Raw genomic sequence first — 17,255 nt, 5'->3', positions numbered from 1 at the left:
GTATCGCGCCGGCTGCTCACGAGCAGAACTTCGCGAGCAGCCCGAGCTGTGCGTTGCGGATCGTCTTGCCGGTGCGGCGCCGGCGATAGTGACCGTCGCTGTGCATCTGCCATGCCGACTGGTTGTCGCCGAGGCATACCGACAGCCCTTCGGCGATCACGCGCCGCTTGAGCTTGCGCTCGCGGATCGGGAACGCGACTTCGACGCGGCGGAACAGGTTGCGGTCCATCCAGTCGGCGCTCGACAGATAGACCTCCTCGGCGCCTCCCGCGTGGAAGTAGTAGATGCGGTGGTGTTCGAGGAAGCGGCCGACGATCGAGCGCACCGTGATGTTTTCCGACAGCCCCGGCACGCCGGGCTTCAGCGCGCAGACGCCGCGCACGATCAGGTCGACCTTGACGCCGGCCTGCGACGCTTCGTACAGCGCGGCGATCACCGACGGCTCCAGCAGCGCGTTCATTTTCGCGACGATGCGCGCGCGCTTGCCGGCCTGCGCATTGTCGATCTCCGCGCGGATCGAATCGATGATGCGCGGATGCAGCGTGAACGGCGACTGCCACAGCTCGTGCAGCGTCAATTCGCCGCCGATTCCGGTCAGTTGCTGGAACACGTGATGCACGTCCTCGCAGATCTTCTGGTCGGCCGTCATCAGCCCGAAGTCGGTGTAGAGGCGCGCCGTGCGCGGATGATAGTTGCCGGTGCCGAGGTGCACGTAGCGGCGCAGCGCAGCCTTGCCGGCCTGCACGACGCGCCGCACGATCAGCATCATCTTCGCGTGGCACTTGTGGCCGACCACGCCGTACACGACATGCGCGCCGACGGCTTCGAGCTGCGACGCCCAGTTGATGTTGGTTTCCTCGTCGAAGCGCGCGAGCAGCTCGACGACGACGGTCACTTCCTTGCCGTTGCGCGCGGCTTCCATCAGCGCGTCCATCAGCGGCGAGTCGGTGCCGGTGCGGTAGATCGTCTGCTTGATCGCGACGACGCTCGGGTCTTTCGCGGCCTGCTGCAGCAGTTCGAGCACGGGCTGGAAGCTCTCGTACGGGTGGTGCAGCAGGATGTCGCCGGCATCGATCGCGTCGAACATCGTCGGCGCGTTGACGATTGCCGACGGCGTCGACGCGGTGAACGGCGCGAACTTCAGGTCGGGGCGATCGACGAGATCGGGAATCTGCATCAGGCGCACGAGGTTCACGGAGCCGGCCACGCGATAGCAGTCCTTGTCGCCGAGTTCGCTTTCCTCGAGCAGGCGCCGCACGATGTGCAGCGGCGTGTCGGCCGACACTTCGAGGCGCACCGCGTTGCCGAGATGGCGCGCGGGCAATTCGCCCTGCAACGCGACACGCAGGTTCGTGATTTCGTCTTCGTCGACGAACAGCTCGCTGTTGCGCGTGATGCGGAACTGGTTGCAGCTCTTCACGACGAGTTGCGGAAAGAGTTCGCCGACGAAGCGCTGCATGAACGAGCTCAGCAGCACGAAGCCGTGCTCGAAACCCGACAGCGCATGCGGCATGCGCACGACGCGCGGCAGCGCGCGCGGCGCCTGCACGATGCCCATCACGGCCTGGCGGCCGAATGCGTCGCGGCCTTCGAGCTCGACGACGAAGTTCAGGCTCTTGTTCAGCACGCGCGGGAACGGGTGGGCCGGATCGAGGCCGATCGGCGTCAGCACGGGCAGCAGTTCGTCGAGGAAGTAGCGTCGCGCCCATTCGAGCTGCTCGTCGTTCCACGTGTCGCTCGCATGGAAGTAGATGCCTTCCTGTTCGAGCGCCGGCAGCACGGTTTCGTGCAGCATCGTGTACTGTCGATGCACGAGCCGCTGCGCGCGTTCGACGACGAGATCGTACGCGTGCTGCAACGACATGCCGTCGGGCGTCAGCGCGCCGGGGTTGTCGCGGATCTGCTCCTGCAGGCCGGCCATCCGGACTTCGAAGAATTCGTCGAGGTTGCTGCTGGTGATGCAGATGAAGCGCAGGCGCTCGAGCAACGGGACTTGCGGGTCGGCCGCCTGGGCCAGCACGCGCTCGTTGAAACCGAGGATGCCGAGTTCACGATTGAGAAGCGGGTAACGGACGGACATCGGCAGAGTAGGGGGTAATTCAGGCGATGATTCGAAAGGACGCTCGGAAACTCTCACGGTACGATGACGTGCTGATGACAATCATGGTTTTATATCGGGAAATTCTACGCCCGAACCCTTTCGTCGCATAAATGTTTCGGCTATATGGAATGGAGCAGTGTGCATGCCCGTGAAGCGTGTGCCCGTGAAGCGTGGCAACGGCAAGCGTTCCACGCTTAAAATGTCGCCTTTGATTGATCGCCCGCGGTTGCCGGAACGGCTGCCGCGGAAGAACGCGCACGGAGCCCCTTCTGATGGTTACAACTCCCCACTTGCTGGCTGCCGTGGATCTCGGCTCGAACAGCTTCCGGCTGATCGTCGGGCGCGTCGAGGAAACGCCGGCGGGCAGCCAGATCTATCCCGTCGACGCGCTGCGCGAGCCGGTTCGGCTGGCGGCGGGGCTGTCGAGCGACAAGATGCTCGATCGCGCGTCGCAGGAGCGTGGCTGGGAGGCGCTCAAGCGGTTCGGCGAGCGCCTGCGCGACTTCCATCCCGATCATGTGCGCGCGGTGGCGACCAACACGCTGCGCGTCGCGAAGAACGCCCCCGAATTCCTCGGCGAGGCCGAGGCGGCGCTCGGGTTCCCGATCGAAGTGATCGCGGGCCGCGAAGAGGCGCGCCTCATCTATGCGGGCGCTGCGCACTCGGTGCCGGCGAGCGCCGGCAAGCGGCTCGTCGTCGACATCGGCGGCGGCTCGACCGAATTCATCATCGGCTCGCACTACACGCCGATCGTGATGGAGAGCCTCTATATCGGTTGCGTGAGCCATAGCCGCACCTTCTTCCCGGCCGGCAACGTCGACGAATACACGATGCGGCAGGCCGAACTCGCGGCCAAGCGCGAGATCCAGATCATTTCGAGCGAATACAAGAAGGCCGGCTGGGACCAGGCGATCGGTTCGTCCGGCACCGCGCGCGCGCTCGCGGAACTCGTCGAGGCGAACGGCTTCAACGATCCGGGCATCACCCACGGCATTTCGCGCGGCGGCCTCGAGCGCCTGAAGCGTGCGCTGATCAAGTCGGAGAACGTCAACCGGCTGAAGCTGATCGCGCTGAAGCCCGACCGCGTGCCGGTACTCGCCGGCGGCCTCGCGATCATGCTGGCGGTGTTCGAGGAGTTGGGCGTCGACTACGTCGATACGACCGATGGCGCGCTGCGCCTCGGCGTGCTGTACGACTTGCTCGGCCGGACGCAGCACGAGGACATGCGCGCGGTGACCGTCGAGGGTTTCACGCGCCGCTACGGCGTCGATCGTGCGCAAGCCGAGCGGATCGGCGCGCTCGCGGTGCGTTTCTACGACGAGCTCGAGGAAGACGACGAGGAAGCGCGCGAGGAAGGGCGGATGTTCCTCGGCTGGGCGGCCGCGTTGCACGAGATCGGCCTGTCGATCTCGCACAGCGCGTATCACAAGCATTCGGCCTATATCGCGAGCAACGCGGATATGCCGGGTTTCTCGCGCACCGACCAGGCGCGGCTCGCCGCGCTCGTGCTCGGCCATGCGGGCAAGCTCGGCAAGCTGTCGCAGGCGCGCGAGGTCGAGTGGCCGCTGCTGTTCTGCCTGCGGCTCGCGGCGCTGCTGTGCCGGCGCCGGACCGATGCGGGGCTGCCCGATATTTCCGTTTCGCAGATGAAGAAGGGCGGGTACGAGGTGCGTCTGCCGAGCGCGTGGGTCGAGCAGAACCCGCTGACCGACTACAGCCTCAGCCAGGAGGCGGCGGAGTGGGAGAAGGTCGGTATCCCGTATCGCGTGGTTTATACCGGCGCGTGACGGCGCGATAGCGGGGCCGGGAGGGTGGCTCGGGCCCGGCGGATATCTCGATGGTGGCACTCGCTAGGCGTCGCCCCCCGTGCGATCAGCGGCCGCGCAGCGCGGGTGCTGACGGTCCGCTCAATCCGACGAGCAGACGATCGCGGTCAGGAACGGGAACGCCTGTTTGACGGTTGCGTCGCTGCCGGCCTTGCGCACGGCTTCCTCGACCGCGCTCTTCGTGCCGCGCACGACGACACCGTACGCCCAGTCGCCGATCGGCTTGCCGTCGCCCGGACGGAAGATCGGGTCGTTCGCCTGGTAGCCGAGCACGACGTAGACGCCGAAGCCGTACGCCGTCAGCGCGCGGTTCGTGCGGAACGCATTGACCGAATTCGACTCGACGTGCATCGGCTCCGACTGGATGTCGCCGGCCGCGAGCAGCGGCGCGACGAACTGGTGGCCGGTCGAATGGCAATCGAGCGCGTCGTCGAGCGCTTTCGCCGACGCGGTGCCGGCGGTGGCGAGCACGAGCAGCGACGCGCAGAGGGCGGTTTCGAGAATGTTGTTTTTCATGCGCGGATGCGGGTTGTTCACACGTATTATCGCGTGTTCCAGCAAGTTCCGTGCGCGGGGCGGGGGGCGCGCGGGCGTGGCGGTTGGTTCGTGCTTGGCCGCACTGCGGCGAGCCGTGAAAACGAGTGGGCGATTCAAGGGCTTCGTAAAAATCGCCCGTAAACGGAAAAGGGGTTACACGCTTTTGGCATGTAACCCCTTGATTCCTTTGGTCGGAGCGATAGGATTCGAACCTACGACCCTCTGATCCCAAATCAGATGCGCTACCAGGCTGCGCTACGCTCCGACGAGCCAAAGATGATAACGTTGAATGGCCGATTCGGTCAATCACGATATGCGGGTAAATGCCGCGGCGGCGAATTCGCCACGATTTGCGACAATTCCCATGATGATCGGCCGGCCCGCGCGCATGCGCGCACGGCCGCTCGCCGAAGCAAGGAGAACATCATGATGAACCTGATCCTGTGGCGCCACGCCGAAGCCGAAGATTACGCGACGAGCGATCTCGCGCGCCAGCTCACCGTGCGCGGCCGCAAGGACGCGCAGGCGATGGCCAAATGGCTGCGCGGCCGGCTCGAGACGAATGCCGTGATCCTCGCGAGCCCGGCGGCGCGAACCGTGCAGACCGTCGAGGCGCTGACCGACCAGTACCGCACGGTCGACGCGCTTGCGCCGGGCGGCAGTGTCGACGACGTGCTGGCGGCGGCCGGCTGGCCGGAAGGCATCGCGCCGACGGTCGTGATCGTCGGCCACCAGCCGACGCTCGGCAGCGTCGCCGCACAATTGATCGTCGGCGACGGCGACGACAGCTGGAGCGTCAAGAAGGGCGGAATCGTGTGGCTCGCGAGCCGCACGCGCGACGGCAGCCGGCAGGCCGTGCTGCGGGCGGTACTGACGCCCGAACTGGTGTGAAGCCCGCCTGAATGGGTTTGAAGGGATTGATCGTACGGTTTCGCAAGCTTTCTGCTAAAGTCAATTCGGCGACACGTCATTGAAAAGACACGGTCGTGCCACATAACGGTCACGGCCGGTTACTACATTGGCGGGCATGTCGTCCTATTCCTTACGATCAGGAAAGCCTAATGCGAGAACTGCCGACGCCTACGCTCCCTTTTGCCTCGCTGCCCCTCGACACGTCGCGGCGCCACCTGCCGCGCGCCAGTGAAACCGTCACATCGGAGTATCGCCTGCGCGCCGCATGGGCGCGTACGGAAGACGAATTGCGCGAAGCCCAGCGCCTGCGCTACAACGTGTTCGCCGAGGAGATGGGCGCGCAGGTCAGCGGCCCGTCCGGTCTCGACGTCGATCCGTTCGACGTGTATTGCGACCACCTGCTGGTCCGCGATCTCGACACGCTGAAAGTCGTCGGCACGTACCGCGTGCTGCCGCCGCACCAGGCGGCGCGTGTCGGCCGCCTGTACGCCGAAGGCGAATTCGACCTGTCGCGCCTCACGCACCTGCGCGGCAAGATGGTCGAGGTCGGCCGCTCGTGCGTGCACAGCGACTACCGCAGCGGCGCCGTCATCATGGCGCTGTGGGGCGGTCTGGGCGCGTACATGATGCAGAACGGCTACGAAACGATGCTCGGCTGCGCGAGCGTGTCGATGGCCGACGGCGGCCACTATGCGGCCAACCTGTACCAGTCGCTGTCGGCGGGCTCGCTGACGGCGCCCGAGTATCGCGCGTTCCCGCACACGGCCTTGCCGGTCGACGAACTGCAGACGGGCACCGTCGTCGCGCCGCCGCCGCTGATCAAGGGTTACCTGCGTCTCGGTGCGAAGATTTGCGGCGCCCCGGCCTGGGATCCCGACTTCAACTGCGCGGATTTCCTGACGCTGTTCCGCCTGTCGGACATCAACGCGCGCTACGCCCGCCACTTCCTGGGCTAAGCGGTCTGAACCGCGTCGTGCGCCCGAGGTGCGGCGCGCGCAAGCGAACGCCGTCGCGTGGCAGTTGCCGCGCGACGGCGTTCGTACATCCTGCCTATGTTCGCCTATCGGGCCCTGATAATTTTAGCGATACGCAGCCGTCATCGTGCCGCGGAGCGGCACGTTCTCGACGGCCCGAGAGGGGGGGCCGGACGGCAGCGACGCGCTCAGTGCTTGCGCCGCCAGTCGAGCAGGTGGTGTTCCGCCATCCAGTGGTGGATCATCCCTTCGCCTTCGTGGCTGCGCTTGTATTCGCGCGACTCGAAGTACGACAGCGCGACCAGCACCATCAGACCGATGAACAGGCCGATCAGGCCCGCAATTTCTTCAGACGACATGGCAGCCTCCTTTCAACGGCACAGCGCCATGCGTACATAGTAGGACATGTGCGGCGCGACCTCGAAACCGGATTTCCGCTAGACTCGGCGCGGTCCCGGCGTGCGATGGGCGCGCCGTTTTCCGGAGCTCTACCTGATGACCCGTTTCGTGCTGGCCGTGCTGGCCGCATCCCTCCTTGCCGCCTGCAGCAGCGATCCTCGCCAGGCGCGCCGCGGCCACCCGCCGCAAGATCCGGCCGACTATCACGGCGTGCCGACCGACATGACGCCGCCGTCGATGCTCGACGCGCCGTCGCCGAAGCCGGTGCAGTAACGCTCGGCCGGGCCCGCCGTCACGCGCGGGCCGCGGACGCGGCCTGCGGGTCGGCGCCAATGCGCCGCAACAGCGCCGGCAAATAGCGCGCGAGCGTCGCGCCGCGCGCCGCCATGAACAGCAGCAGCGCGAACCAGAGGCCGTGATTGCCGAACGTGCCGACGGCGGCGAGCGTGGCCGCGACGAAGATCGACAACGACACGACCATCGCGCGCATCAGCGATTGCGTCTGCGTCGCGCCGATGAACACGCCGTCGAGCAGGAAGCCCCAGACCGACACGATCGGCGAGATCGCGGCCCACGGCAGGTAGCGCAGCGCGACGGCGCGGATCTCGGCCTGATCGGTCAGGCGCGCGACGATCCAGCCGCCCGCCGCCCAGTAAACGAGCGCGAACAGCAGCGCGCCCAGTGCCGACCAGAACAGCGTGACGCGCACCGCTTGCCGGAATGCGCGGCGATCGCGCGCGCCGGCCGCCGCGCCGACGAGCGCCTCGGCCGCATGCGCGAAGCCGTCGAGGCCGTACGCCATGAAGGTCTGGAAATTCAGCAGCAGTGCATTCGCGGCGAGCGTGGCGTCGCCCTGTTTCGCGCCGAGATGCGCGAACCAGCCGAACGCGCCGAGCAGGCACAGCGTGCGCAGGAAGATGTCGCGATTGAGCGCGATCAGCCGCTTGAGCGCGACGCGGTCGGCAAGCGCGCGTACCGCGAGCGGTGCAAGGCCGCGCGGCCGCAGCCGCCACAGCATCCACGCGCCGAGCGCGAAGCCGCATGCGTCCGCGGTGGCGGTCGCCGCGCCGATACCCGCGATGCCCCAGCCGAAGCCGTACACGTAGAGCAGCACGGCCGCGATGTTCACCGCGTTGATGAACACCTGCGCGACGAGCGCGAGCCGCACGCGCTGCATGCCGAGCAGGTAGCCGAGCACCACGTAATTCGCGAGCGCGAACGGTGCGCTCCAGATCCGTGCATGGCTGTATGCGAGGGCCGTCGCCCGGACCGCATCGCTGCCGCCGAGCGCGGACAGCGCGAACGACAGCAGCGGCACCTGCAGCGCCAGCACCGCGGCGCCGAGTGCGAACGCGACGATCAGCGCGCGCAGCAGGTTCAGGCGGATCCCGGCGGCGTCGCCGGCGCCATGCGCCTGCGCGACGAGCCCGGTCGTCCCCATCCGCAGGAAGCCGAAGCCCCAGAACACGAAATTGAAGAACAGCCCGCCGAGCGCGACGCCGCCGAGATATTGCGCGCCGTCGAGGTGGCCGGCGACGGCCGTGTCGACGGCGCCGAGGATCGGTTGGGTCAGGTTCGCGACGACGATCGGAAACGCGAGCGCGAGGACGCGTCGATGCGTGACGGCGGCCGCAGCGCCGCCGGCCCCATGCGGTAACGCGGAGTCGGACATGGCGGACGCGTCAGGCGCGTTCCTGCACGCAGACCCACGGCGAGACGACGACCGCCCACAGCTCAGGATTGCGCGCCGCGTAGTCGGCGGCGGTCTCGGCCGGCATGCGCGCGACGAGGCCGGACGACAGCCAGCGCGTGACCTGTTCGGCGTCGTCGCTGGCGACGGCTTCCGCGACGCTGACGAGATCGAGGTCGCGTGCGATCGACAGCAGCTTGCCCTGCGCGAAGAAGCGCTCGAGATCGCACCAGTCGATCTTGGCGGTCTCGCCGAGGAGTTTGGCGTAGAGCGGGCTGTGCGACGCGCCCGCGGCGGCGTGTTGATCAGAGGACATCGGTTTCTTGGAAAGACTGCGTGGCGCCACTATAAACCATCCGGCCGGGCGGGCCGCGCCGCGGGCGGGCCGCTCCATGCCCGGTCGGCGGGCGTCGCGCGCGAAAGATACCGATCCGGTCGCTGCGCCGCAGGCCGGCACGCGCAAAGCTGTTCGCGAGCCGGTTAGAGGCATTCTTCAGGGCGTCGAACGTGACGCGGAAAACGTCGCCTTGCGCCGTTTCGTGGATCAGCGCGACGCGTCCGCTGCCGTCGGCCCATTTGTCGCACACATCCACGCCGATGTTGTCGCGCGCCGGAATGTCCCACTGGAAGCGGGAGAGCAGCGGGTCGTAGCAGTCGGCAGCGGGCAGCATCGGGTGGCCTCCTGGTGTCGAGCGTGGCCTCGGGTGAACGGCTTACATCAGGAATTCACGCAGACGAATCCACAATGGTGTTTCCTGATAGGGAATGTTCGGACTCGTCCAATAGGCGAGGCTCAGTGCACGATTCCACAATGACGCATAAGATCAAGACAAAACAGTGGTGTGACCATGGATTTGCTTCTGATAGCTGCGGGGTTCAGCCTGATTGGAATCGGGGTGCTGGTGGCGTTTGCTCGTCACGTCGATCCGTTGTCCGGCCGTTTCACCGGACGTCTGCCCAAGCGCTGACTCGATTTTTTTCGTTTCCGACGCGACGGCACGCGATGCGCGCCGGCGTCGCGTGTCGTCTGTCGTGCGCTCAGCGCGCCGGCAGGTAGCGTGACGGATCGATCGAGCGGCCGCCATAGCGCAGCTCGAAATGCAGCGCGACGCGATCGCTGTCGCTGTTGCCCATCTCCGCGATCGATTGCCCTTGCGTGACCGACTGGCCTTCCTTCACCAGCAGCGCGCGGTTGTGCGCGTAGGCCGTCAGGTAATCGGCGTTGTGCTTCAGGATGATCAGGTTGCCGTAGCCGCGCAGCCCGTTACCGGCGTAGACCACGACACCCGGCGCGGCCGCGACCACCGGCGTGCCCGGCGAATTCGCGATGTCGATGCCCTTCGATTTCGAGCCGTCGAACGTGCGCACCACGTTGCCGGCCGCCGGCCAGATCAGCGCGATGCTCGTGGCCGGCTTCACGGCCGACTCGACCGGCGCGGAAGGGGCCGGGCGCGCGCGGCCCGCGCTGCCGGTGCCGGTGGTCGACGGTGTCGATGCGGTGGTCGTGCCAGGCGGCGGTGCGACGCGCAGCACCTGGCCGACTTCGATCGCGTCGGGGTTCGTCATCTGGTTCCAGCGCACGATGCTCTGTACCGACGTGCGGTTCTCGCGCGCGATCTTGTACAGCGTGTCGCCACGCTCGACGCGATAGAACCCGGGGCCGACGGGCGCGGAGCCGCACGCGACGAGCAGGGCGGCGCAGGCGGCTGCGAAGAGTCGCTTCGTTGTTGTTCCGAACATTGAACCTCGCAAAACCCCGCCGCGCGTGACGCGGCAGGCAACACAAAACGTCAGATTTTAACGGGTTCGACCCGCGCACCGCAGTTTCGGTCGCGGGTGCGGCTGCCGCGCCCGGTTCGGTGCGTGTCGAATCAGCCGGCGAGCGGCGCGACGCGGATCCGCAGCGTGGCCGTTTCGGTCGCGCCCGGAGCGAGCATGCGCAGCCCGCGGCCGTTGTGGATCGCATCGGGCAGGCCGAGCCACGGCTCGACGCAATAGAAATCCGAATCCGGCTTTTCGGTCCACGTCGTGACCGCGTACCACGGGATCGAGCCCGGCACGTCCAGCGCGATCTCGATCGTGCGGCGGCGGCCCGGCATCACGATGCGCACCGGCGCTAACGGCTGACCGTCGAGGCAGTGAAACCGATCGAGGATGTCCGGATCGTCGAGGCGATAACGGGCCTGGCCCGGTTCGGGCGCGCTGATCGAGCCGTCCGCGCGCTGTTGGCAACGGTGCGTCGGCGGCAGCTCGAGGACGGTGTCGGCCCGCTCGCCGTGCGGCAGCGCGAAATAGAAATGGTGGCCGGCGTAATAGGGCAGCGGTGTGTCGCCGCGATTGGTCGTCGTCAGCGCGACGTCCAGCGTATGCGCGTCGGCCAGCCGGTAGGTCGTTTCGAACCGGAAATCGAACGGGTAGCTCGCGCGTAGCGCATCGTTCGCGTCGAGCGTCATCGACAGCGCGGCGCCGTCGGCCGACGGGTGCGCGTCGAACGGCAGATCGCGTGCGAAACCGTGCATCGGCAGGTCGCGGACGACGCCGGCTGCGTCGCGCCAGCGACCGATCTCGCCGTCGACGCGGTGGCGGCCGAGGAACGGGAACAGCAGCGGATTGCCGCCGCGCACGCGTGCGAGGTTGCTCCAGTCGGCGGTTTCCGGCCAGAAGATCACCGGTTCGCCCTCGACGTGCCAGGAGAGCAGGCGGCCGCCGAATTGCGGGGCGACCCGGACGAGCGACGGGCCGGCGTGAAGTTCGTGAATGTCGTGTTGCTGGAAGATCGGCATGGCGAATCGGGTTGGGCGGGTGACGGGAGCAACGGGCGTTCCATTATCGGGCCGCGGCCGGTCGGGGAAAACCCTTCTCGGGAAATTGCGAGTTTTTAACACTGTCGACCGTCGGGATAATGCCTCTAAACCGGTGATGTTGCCGGGTCATGACACTTCGTGGAGGGGGCCATGGATCTGGCAATGGCAATGGGAATCGCACTGTTCGGCATGTTTACCGGCAGCACGGTATTATTTTTCTATCAGCTCGGCCGCTGACGGCAATTCCTGCCGAAGTCGACAGGCCCGCCATGCAAATGGCGGGCTTTTTGCTTTCTGCGCGCTTACAAATTGCAAGTGTTTGTGTGCAGCGCCGCAATATCCTGCCAAATGCCTTGGCGCAGTAATCCTGGCTCGGCATAATCGGGGCGCGTTTTTCAGGACGCGCATCGCGTCGTCCGCCTTCCTTCCCGCTTAATCTTCACTAAAAGGACCGACGCGTGAGCCTCTGGTTTCTGGTATTCCTGAGCGTCCTGCAGGGCGTTACCGAACTCTTCCCCGTCAGCAGCCTCGGCCATACGCTGCTCGTGCCGGCGCTGTTCGGCATGCACATCGATAAGCACGCGCCGCAACTGCTGCCGTTCCTCGTCGCGCTCCACCTCGGCACCGCGCTGGCGCTGCTGTGGTACTTCCGCGCACGCTGGATCGCGCTGATCGGCGGCTTCTTCGCGCAGCTCGGCGGCCGCAAGAATGACGACGGGCACCTGATGTGGGCGCTGATCATCGGCACGATCCCGACCGGCATCGTCGGGCTGCTGCTCGAGAAGCGCATCGAGCGCGTGTTTCACGATCTGCGGATCGTCGCGATCGCGTTGATCGTCAACGGCGTGTTGCTGTGGGTCGGCGATCGCATCCAGCGCAGCCGCGCGCATCAGCCGCCCGAGAAGATGACGTTCAAGCAGGCGTTCTTCGTGGGCCTCGCGCAGATCGGCGCGCTGATTCCGGGCTTCTCGCGCAGCGGGCTGACGATGATCGCCGGCAACGTGGCCGGGCTGACGGCGGAGAAGGCGGCGGAATTCTCGTTCCTGCTCGGCACGCCGATCATCTTTGCCGCGGGCGTGCTCGAATTGCCGAAGCTGTTCCATGCGCGCGACCAGCTCGCCGATGCGCTGCTCGGCGGCGTGCTGACGGCGATTGCTGCGTACCTGAGCGTGCGGTTCCTGATGCGCTATTTCGAAGGGCGCGGCCGGCTCGCGTCGTTCGGCGTGTATTGCGTGATCGCCGGCGTGTTCTGCCTCGGCTGGTTCATGCTGCATCCGCAGCCGGTTTGATGCCGCGGGGGCCGGTCTCGCGTGATCTGGTGCGATGATCGGGTATAATTTCGGGCTCGGCTTTGTGCCGGGCCCGTTTTGTTTCGGGGGTTTGAGTTTGGCGGTGCGGTCGCTGCCGTGCGTTACTCGAAAGCCCGATGCCGAATACGGTCCGCGAAAGGCCGTGTCTTTTCTCCCCGACCGCCCTTAGCTCAGTTGGATAGAGCAACGGCCTTCTAAGCCGTAGGTCACACGTTCGAATCGTGTAGGGCGGGCCAATACAATCAACGGGTTAGCTTGCGTTTCGAATCCTATGCCCGCTTATCAAGAAGTTCATGTAGGCGCCGTGTAGGCGTTCGCGGCCTACGCAAATCGCGCTCAATCCACTTCAGAATGGCCCTCCTGATGGCGCGCAGTAAAGCCGAGGGGCAGGGCAGCCATCGTGTGTCCGTTCCGCTTCAGGTGTGGCACGATACGACGCTCGGGCAGGCCAGATCGGCCGGCGGTGCTATAACGGAGCGGGGTGAAGAGTGACGCACCAGAAGACGCCACAGGAAATCATCGAATTCAGCGCGAAGCTACACGAGACACTGCGCGGCTATCTCGATATGGCGAATTGGACGCCGGTGATGGCGGCGTTGCTGTTATCCGGCATTCAGCCGCAAGGTGACAGTGCCGAGCTTCTGAAAAGTGGTGGTGTCAGCCTGGATGGCAACGAGATTGTTGGCTTCGGGATCGGCCAGTATCACGAAGCTCGAACAATCTTGAAGCAGTGGAAAGACTGGTGCGAAGATCGCGGACGCGATTCCGAGATCGGAATGAAACCCATCGAGTTCATCGACTGGTGCGTCGAGGACGAGATTAAAGAGCGGTTTGCTGTCCACCATCGCTTCCAGTGGATCGACGTATTCAAAGATATGGTTGGCTACCCGAGCGGTCATTTGCCGTTCGAGGTGGCTCTATATGCTGCGAAGACGGCCCAGCCGCTTGAGTTGATCCTGGAGAGGCTTAACGAGATTGATCGTCGTGCGATTAAAGCGGCGCGCCGTGGCTCAATTGCCGTAGTGCCTATAGCGTCTAGTGTCGGGGACGCACAGGTTGTAATCAATCCCCTTCGTCAACACCTGACTACTGAAGAGCTTGCAGCTGCGCTCGGCGTTCAGCCGCAGACGATCTACAAACGCCATTCGGAAGACGGCCACTATCGTGGTGTCGCGCCAGCCAAGCAGGCAAATAGGTCCCTTGCTTGGCCGCTCGACTCGGTTGACCGCATCCTGAAAGGAACCGTGTCGGACAAGTAATCGCCTTTTCGTGTTGGTCCCCATCGTTACTCAGAGCGCTAGTCCGTGACAGCGGCCCAGTGCATGCGTATGTTGGGAATATGTGGTGACGCTCGGCGACAATCAAATGATTTTCCCGGCGAACAGGACGGATTACGGATCTGCGGAAATATCAAGAATGTCGACGTTTCTTACTGCACGCGAGAATCAAGGGGATGATGCCCTTTCGTTTCCTGACTACAAAGTTGCCACGGATTTTCCTTTGGACGCGCTACCGGAGAGTATTCGGGCTGCCGTAATAGAAATCTGTCGAAGAGACAAGCTCGCTGCCCCTATTGCGGTCCAAGCGACACTTGCGGCTGTATCGGTTGCTTGTCAAGATCTTGTGCTGGTTGATCGAGGTTTCGGTGAAGCATCCGTTTGCTCGCTTTTCATGCTCGTGGTGGCTGACTCTGGTGCGCGCAAAACGCGTGCCGACAGGGCTGTTACACCAACTATCGAAGCCTACGATAGACGAGCGAAAGTAGAGTACGAGCGGCAGAAGTCAGCCTACGAAATAGAGCTAAAGAATCGGCAGGATATGGAGCGCGGGCTTCAGCGAACGCTGATGACTCTCATTCGAAAGACTCGCAGTACTTCCGAAGACAAAGCTGCGGACGTAGAGGCACGTCTCGCACAGGTCGAGGAAGAGCTTGGCGAGTTGCGTTCGAGGCCGTTTCAAAACCCTAAGCCGAAGTTTCGTCGCATGCTCTATTCCGCCATCTCGATACGTGAAATCGAGCGTGGATTGTGTGAGAATTGGCCGGCAGCAGGACTAGTTAGCAACGAGGCGGCTGACTTTCTGAATGCGCGAAGTGATTCCGACATGGCGCGGCTTGACCGAATTTGGGATGGACAGGGAATAGATGTAGTCGGGCGAACGCCGCGAGATACATTTTCAGTGAGTGATCCTCGTCTAACGATGTCGCTAATGATTCAACCATCAGTATTTGACAGTTTTCTCGAGAAGAAAGGCGAGCGCGCAAAGACGATCGGATTCATTCCTCGGATGCTAATCGCTCGACCAGAGACGGTATATGGAACGCGCACAATTGACAGCACGGAGCAGCGTTCGACCGTATGGATTGACAGGTTCAATAGCCGGATACAAGAGCTTCTCGATGCTGGGAATTTTGATATCGCGGCACGTGCTCGGAACAGAGTATGCCTGCGGTTTTCGCCTGCTGCTCAGCTTCGATGGGAAAGAGAGCATGATGAAAAAGAGCGCGGAATGGCGGACGGTGGTAAGTACGTCTATGAACGAGAATTTGTCAATCGATATTCTGAGCATGTTGCTAGACTCGCCGCGCTTTTTCATTTCTTCGCCAGCGCGCGCGTGACTCATACCGATTCGGATGACATGCGAATCGATATTGCCATGGAGATAGGTGAGCAAACACTTGTTGATGCAATTAAGGTTGCCAACTGGTATTTGGACGAATTTTCAAGGATATTCAATCCTGATAAATCGATCAAGGAAGCTGCGAAGTACGTCTACAAAAAGTTGCTGGATCGCGTCGCGGCGGCTAATGGTGGCCGAGTTCCTGAACGCGCGACAACTGGTGATGCGAATATAAGAATTCGTTCGAACGAACTTCGCGAGTTTTGTCATCGATTCGGTCTGAAAAATAATCCAACTTATTACGATACGGTACTCGCGTGGCTGAACGAGAGAAGCATAGTTCGTAGAAGATCGGAAAAAGTCGGATCCTCAACGAAAGGGACGGAATTTGTATTACTTGATCTGTCCCCTCCTGGTCATGGATACCGGCTTATGGACGACGGTAGCTTGGAGGAATTTCTTCCATTTTTGAAGCAGGCTCAAGCACACCGAAGTCCTTAATTTCAATGTGGCGCCGCACACGTTATCACGACGACTCCTCCCGTGCTAAGAAGCGGTCGAAATGACCCGCAACATCGATTCTCCCAACCTTGCATAGGTAAAAATTACCTAATGCCGATGCTTATCGTTGTCTGATGTGAGTAGGCGTGACTCGTGTTGTCGATCTAAGTGCCTTGTTCGTCCCTTTTCATCGTGCGCCATCCGGAAGATCTGTGCGCACGTTTCTCAAAATAGATGAAACCGTTCATGCTCCAACCGCTTTTTCGCCTTTTATAGGGCGAAAAAGTGGCTTGTGGCTGCGCGACCACGATCGGTTGTATTGTCAAAAGCGCGGCGTACGCACCCCGTATGCAGCCATATGACGAGCCCACGGCACCTTTATCGATGCGCTCGGTGCAGTGTCTTGCGACGCTACCTGGATGGAATGGATGGAAGATTGTGGTGAGCGCGTTGATGCTTGGGCGGCGCATCATTCCGCACGGTGGGGCGTTTTGATTTTTTGATTGAACTACCAGTGATGAGCAGGCGCCCGGCGCGCATGATACAAACTTGACTACAGGTTCCCCTTCGGGGAAATCACATAGTACGCAACAAATTGCTTTCGTTCGAACGATAGGGCTTTAGCCCGATAGTTTGCACGGAAGCAATTTGTTTATCAAACATGAGGTTTTGTATAAAAATTTATTGCGTTGCTTATGGTTTGAACCAACCCCGTTCTCCGAGACGAGCGAAGCAACGTCGAGGCTAATTAGCGGAGCTTATGCTGTTAAGCATAAGCGTAGCGTTACCCTTTTATCGGTGACCCTCAAAGGTCACCGACTAACTTTATTAAGCGGAACGAGGACTCCTCGTGGAGCGTCAACTTATCGAGTCCCCGCGAAGGGACGAGATCAAACTTTAAAATAGCGAAGTGTCCAACGCGCCTTGTGGGCGCTAAGGACACGCAGCGTAGTTCTCAACTCGAAGTGGTCGAGTCGACCACGAGACTGATCTTTAAAAATAAGGGATCTATCTACCCTATGTCCGACAGGACAATCGAATGCCATCCTCTGCTGCGCGCATCATGGCAATCTTCAGCCTCACAGCAGCCGAAGATTTCGAACCTTTCCGATCTGAGGTGATCGTTGAAGAATCAGGTTCGTGACGTACTCAGGAAGCAGTACGGGCGGAATGTTTGCTGGAACGTCATCGATGAGCTGAGACGGCACTCGTACGATGAAGTCGTCAGGAGCATCGCTCAGGCTGTGTTCGTACGCAACGTGGACTTGCATGGACGCGTATGAGCTGTTCGGAGAAGGCTGATTGTAACGTAACAGGAAACTGCCTCAATTGACGGTCACGTAAACGCTAGCATCTGCATGAGCAGTGTGGTGTGGAATAATTTGTGTCGCTAAAATGAGCGTAGATACAGGAGAGCAGCGGCATTACGATACACAAGAACGCCGCACGATACGTTGCTAAACCACTCGATGTTGATTTGCACGGAATCCTGACCCACCCTACGCAGTAATTTGCATCGAATATTGACCCACGTAGAACACTGACCTGCTCGGCAACGGGCAGGGGAACGGAGTGATCGACG

At 62.8% G+C, this 17,255-nt stretch carries 15 protein-coding genes, 2 tRNA genes and 1 pseudogene; 8 read left to right on the top strand and 10 right to left on the bottom strand.

Going from position 1 to position 17,255, the window contains the following annotated elements; translation table 11 throughout:
- Nucleotides 1-16: 16 nt before the first annotated feature.
- Complete coding sequence (gene ppk1, locus HWX55_RS33190; protein ID WP_175978772.1) at nt 17-2,080, bottom strand: polyphosphate kinase 1; 2,064 nt, start codon at nt 2,078-2,080, stop codon at nt 17-19.
- Nucleotides 2,081-2,373: 293 nt separating this feature from the next.
- On the opposite strand from ppk1, the gene ppx reads away from it, so the two are divergent.
- Nucleotides 2,374-3,888 carry an exopolyphosphatase gene (gene ppx, locus HWX55_RS33185; protein ID WP_175978771.1) on the top strand — a complete coding sequence of 505 codons (1,515 nt, stop codon included), beginning with the start codon at nt 2,374-2,376 and terminating at the stop codon, nt 3,886-3,888.
- Between the two features lie 120 nt (nt 3,889-4,008).
- Here the strand turns inward: ppx and HWX55_RS33180 are convergent, their stop codons facing one another.
- Nucleotides 4,009-4,443, bottom strand: coding sequence for a hypothetical protein (locus tag HWX55_RS33180; protein WP_175978770.1), 435 nt, complete (start codon nt 4,441-4,443; stop codon nt 4,009-4,011).
- A 209-nt stretch (nt 4,444-4,652) separates the two neighbouring features.
- A tRNA-Pro gene (locus tag HWX55_RS33175) sits at nt 4,653-4,729 on the bottom strand.
- A gap of 161 nt (nt 4,730-4,890) precedes the next feature.
- Between HWX55_RS33175 and sixA the strand changes: the two genes are divergently transcribed.
- On the top strand, nt 4,891-5,355 hold the full coding sequence (sixA, locus tag HWX55_RS33170; protein WP_175978769.1) for a phosphohistidine phosphatase SixA: 465 nt from the start codon (nt 4,891-4,893) through the stop codon (nt 5,353-5,355).
- 170 nt (nt 5,356-5,525) lie between these two features.
- Complete coding sequence (locus HWX55_RS33160) at nt 5,526-6,332, top strand: GNAT family N-acyltransferase (RefSeq protein WP_175978768.1); 807 nt, start codon at nt 5,526-5,528, stop codon at nt 6,330-6,332.
- Nucleotides 6,333-6,538: 206 nt separating this feature from the next.
- Here HWX55_RS33160 and HWX55_RS33155 read toward each other — a convergent pair whose 3' ends face one another.
- Nucleotides 6,539-6,709: a hypothetical protein gene (locus HWX55_RS33155; protein WP_006476323.1), complete on the bottom strand. Its 171-nt coding sequence runs from the start codon at nt 6,707-6,709 to the stop codon at nt 6,539-6,541.
- A gap of 136 nt (nt 6,710-6,845) precedes the next feature.
- On the opposite strand from HWX55_RS33155, the gene HWX55_RS33150 reads away from it, so the two are divergent.
- Nucleotides 6,846-7,022, top strand: a complete 177-nt coding sequence (locus tag HWX55_RS33150) for a hypothetical protein (protein ID WP_175978767.1) — start codon at nt 6,846-6,848, stop codon at nt 7,020-7,022.
- Nucleotides 7,023-7,041: 19 nt separating this feature from the next.
- On the opposite strand, the gene HWX55_RS33145 is transcribed toward HWX55_RS33150, so the two are convergent.
- The 5 genes and pseudogenes from HWX55_RS33145 to HWX55_RS33125 all read right to left on the bottom strand — a co-directional run bounded on the left by HWX55_RS33145 (nt 7,042) and on the right by HWX55_RS33125 (nt 11,222).
- Nucleotides 7,042-8,421, bottom strand: a complete 1,380-nt coding sequence (locus HWX55_RS33145) for an MATE family efflux transporter (protein ID WP_175978766.1) — start codon at nt 8,419-8,421, stop codon at nt 7,042-7,044.
- Nucleotides 8,422-8,431: 10 nt separating this feature from the next.
- The gene (locus tag HWX55_RS33140; protein ID WP_050013661.1) at nt 8,432-8,755 is read right to left on the bottom strand and encodes a DUF2288 domain-containing protein; all 324 of its coding nucleotides are present in this window, start codon (nt 8,753-8,755) and stop codon (nt 8,432-8,434) included.
- 82 nt (nt 8,756-8,837) lie between these two features.
- Nucleotides 8,838-9,110 (bottom strand): annotated as a pseudogene (locus HWX55_RS33135) (AMP-dependent synthetase); the annotation flags it as partial.
- A 367-nt stretch (nt 9,111-9,477) separates the two neighbouring features.
- Entirely contained in the window at nt 9,478-10,179 is a 702-nt protein-coding gene (locus HWX55_RS33130) for a peptidoglycan DD-metalloendopeptidase family protein (RefSeq protein WP_012328258.1), read from the bottom strand.
- Nucleotides 10,180-10,310: 131 nt separating this feature from the next.
- Complete coding sequence (locus tag HWX55_RS33125; RefSeq protein WP_175978765.1) at nt 10,311-11,222, bottom strand: aldose epimerase; 912 nt, start codon at nt 11,220-11,222, stop codon at nt 10,311-10,313.
- A gap of 479 nt (nt 11,223-11,701) precedes the next feature.
- Between HWX55_RS33125 and HWX55_RS33120 the strand changes: the two genes are divergently transcribed.
- The 4 genes from HWX55_RS33120 to HWX55_RS33105 all read left to right on the top strand — a co-directional run bounded on the left by HWX55_RS33120 (nt 11,702) and on the right by HWX55_RS33105 (nt 15,673).
- Nucleotides 11,702-12,532, top strand: coding sequence for an undecaprenyl-diphosphate phosphatase (locus HWX55_RS33120; RefSeq protein ID WP_050013665.1), 831 nt, complete (start codon nt 11,702-11,704; stop codon nt 12,530-12,532).
- 180 nt (nt 12,533-12,712) lie between these two features.
- Nucleotides 12,713-12,789, top strand: a tRNA-Arg gene (locus HWX55_RS33115).
- Between the two features lie 252 nt (nt 12,790-13,041).
- Entirely contained in the window at nt 13,042-13,812 is a 771-nt protein-coding gene (locus HWX55_RS33110; protein WP_175978764.1) for a hypothetical protein, read from the top strand.
- An 85-nt stretch (nt 13,813-13,897) separates the two neighbouring features.
- Nucleotides 13,898-15,673 (top strand): YfjI family protein, encoded by a 1,776-nt coding sequence (locus HWX55_RS33105; RefSeq protein WP_155754499.1) that lies wholly within the window; start codon nt 13,898-13,900, stop codon nt 15,671-15,673.
- Nucleotides 15,674-16,752: 1,079 nt separating this feature from the next.
- On the opposite strand, the gene HWX55_RS36245 is transcribed toward HWX55_RS33105, so the two are convergent.
- Complete coding sequence (locus tag HWX55_RS36245; protein WP_244140697.1) at nt 16,753-16,944, bottom strand: hypothetical protein; 192 nt, start codon at nt 16,942-16,944, stop codon at nt 16,753-16,755.
- Nucleotides 16,945-17,255: the final 311 nt, after the last annotated feature.

Origin of the sequence: Burkholderia sp. BCC1047, from assembly GCF_902833155.1 — a bacterium.
Classification (GTDB): domain Bacteria; phylum Pseudomonadota; class Gammaproteobacteria; order Burkholderiales; family Burkholderiaceae; genus Burkholderia; species Burkholderia sola.
This window is presented reverse-complemented; position numbering and strand designations above follow the sequence as displayed.

What these genes read in the sequence shown, in the direction of transcription:
- HWX55_RS33140 (WP_050013661.1), bottom strand. Translation starts at nt 8,755, where the DNA reads ATGTCCTCTGATCAACACGCCGCCGCGGGCGCGTCGCACAGCCCGCTC.
- HWX55_RS33155 (WP_006476323.1), bottom strand. Translation starts at nt 6,709, where the DNA reads ATGTCGTCTGAAGAAATTGCGGGCCTGATCGGCCTGTTCATCGGTCTG.
- ppk1 (WP_175978772.1), bottom strand. Translation starts at nt 2,080, where the DNA reads ATGTCCGTCCGTTACCCGCTTCTCAATCGTGAACTCGGCATCCTCGGT.
- HWX55_RS33160 (WP_175978768.1), top strand. Translation starts at nt 5,526, where the DNA reads ATGCGAGAACTGCCGACGCCTACGCTCCCTTTTGCCTCGCTGCCCCTC.
- HWX55_RS33125 (WP_175978765.1), bottom strand. Translation starts at nt 11,222, where the DNA reads ATGCCGATCTTCCAGCAACACGACATTCACGAACTTCACGCCGGCCCG.
- HWX55_RS33180 (WP_175978770.1), bottom strand. Translation starts at nt 4,443, where the DNA reads ATGAAAAACAACATTCTCGAAACCGCCCTCTGCGCGTCGCTGCTCGTG.
- HWX55_RS33150 (WP_175978767.1), top strand. Translation starts at nt 6,846, where the DNA reads ATGACCCGTTTCGTGCTGGCCGTGCTGGCCGCATCCCTCCTTGCCGCC.
- HWX55_RS36245 (WP_244140697.1), bottom strand. Translation starts at nt 16,944, where the DNA reads ATGCAAGTCCACGTTGCGTACGAACACAGCCTGAGCGATGCTCCTGAC.
- HWX55_RS33130 (WP_012328258.1), bottom strand. Translation starts at nt 10,179, where the DNA reads ATGTTCGGAACAACAACGAAGCGACTCTTCGCAGCCGCCTGCGCCGCC.
- HWX55_RS33145 (WP_175978766.1), bottom strand. Translation starts at nt 8,421, where the DNA reads ATGTCCGACTCCGCGTTACCGCATGGGGCCGGCGGCGCTGCGGCCGCC.
- sixA (WP_175978769.1), top strand. Translation starts at nt 4,891, where the DNA reads ATGATGAACCTGATCCTGTGGCGCCACGCCGAAGCCGAAGATTACGCG.
- ppx (WP_175978771.1), top strand. Translation starts at nt 2,374, where the DNA reads ATGGTTACAACTCCCCACTTGCTGGCTGCCGTGGATCTCGGCTCGAAC.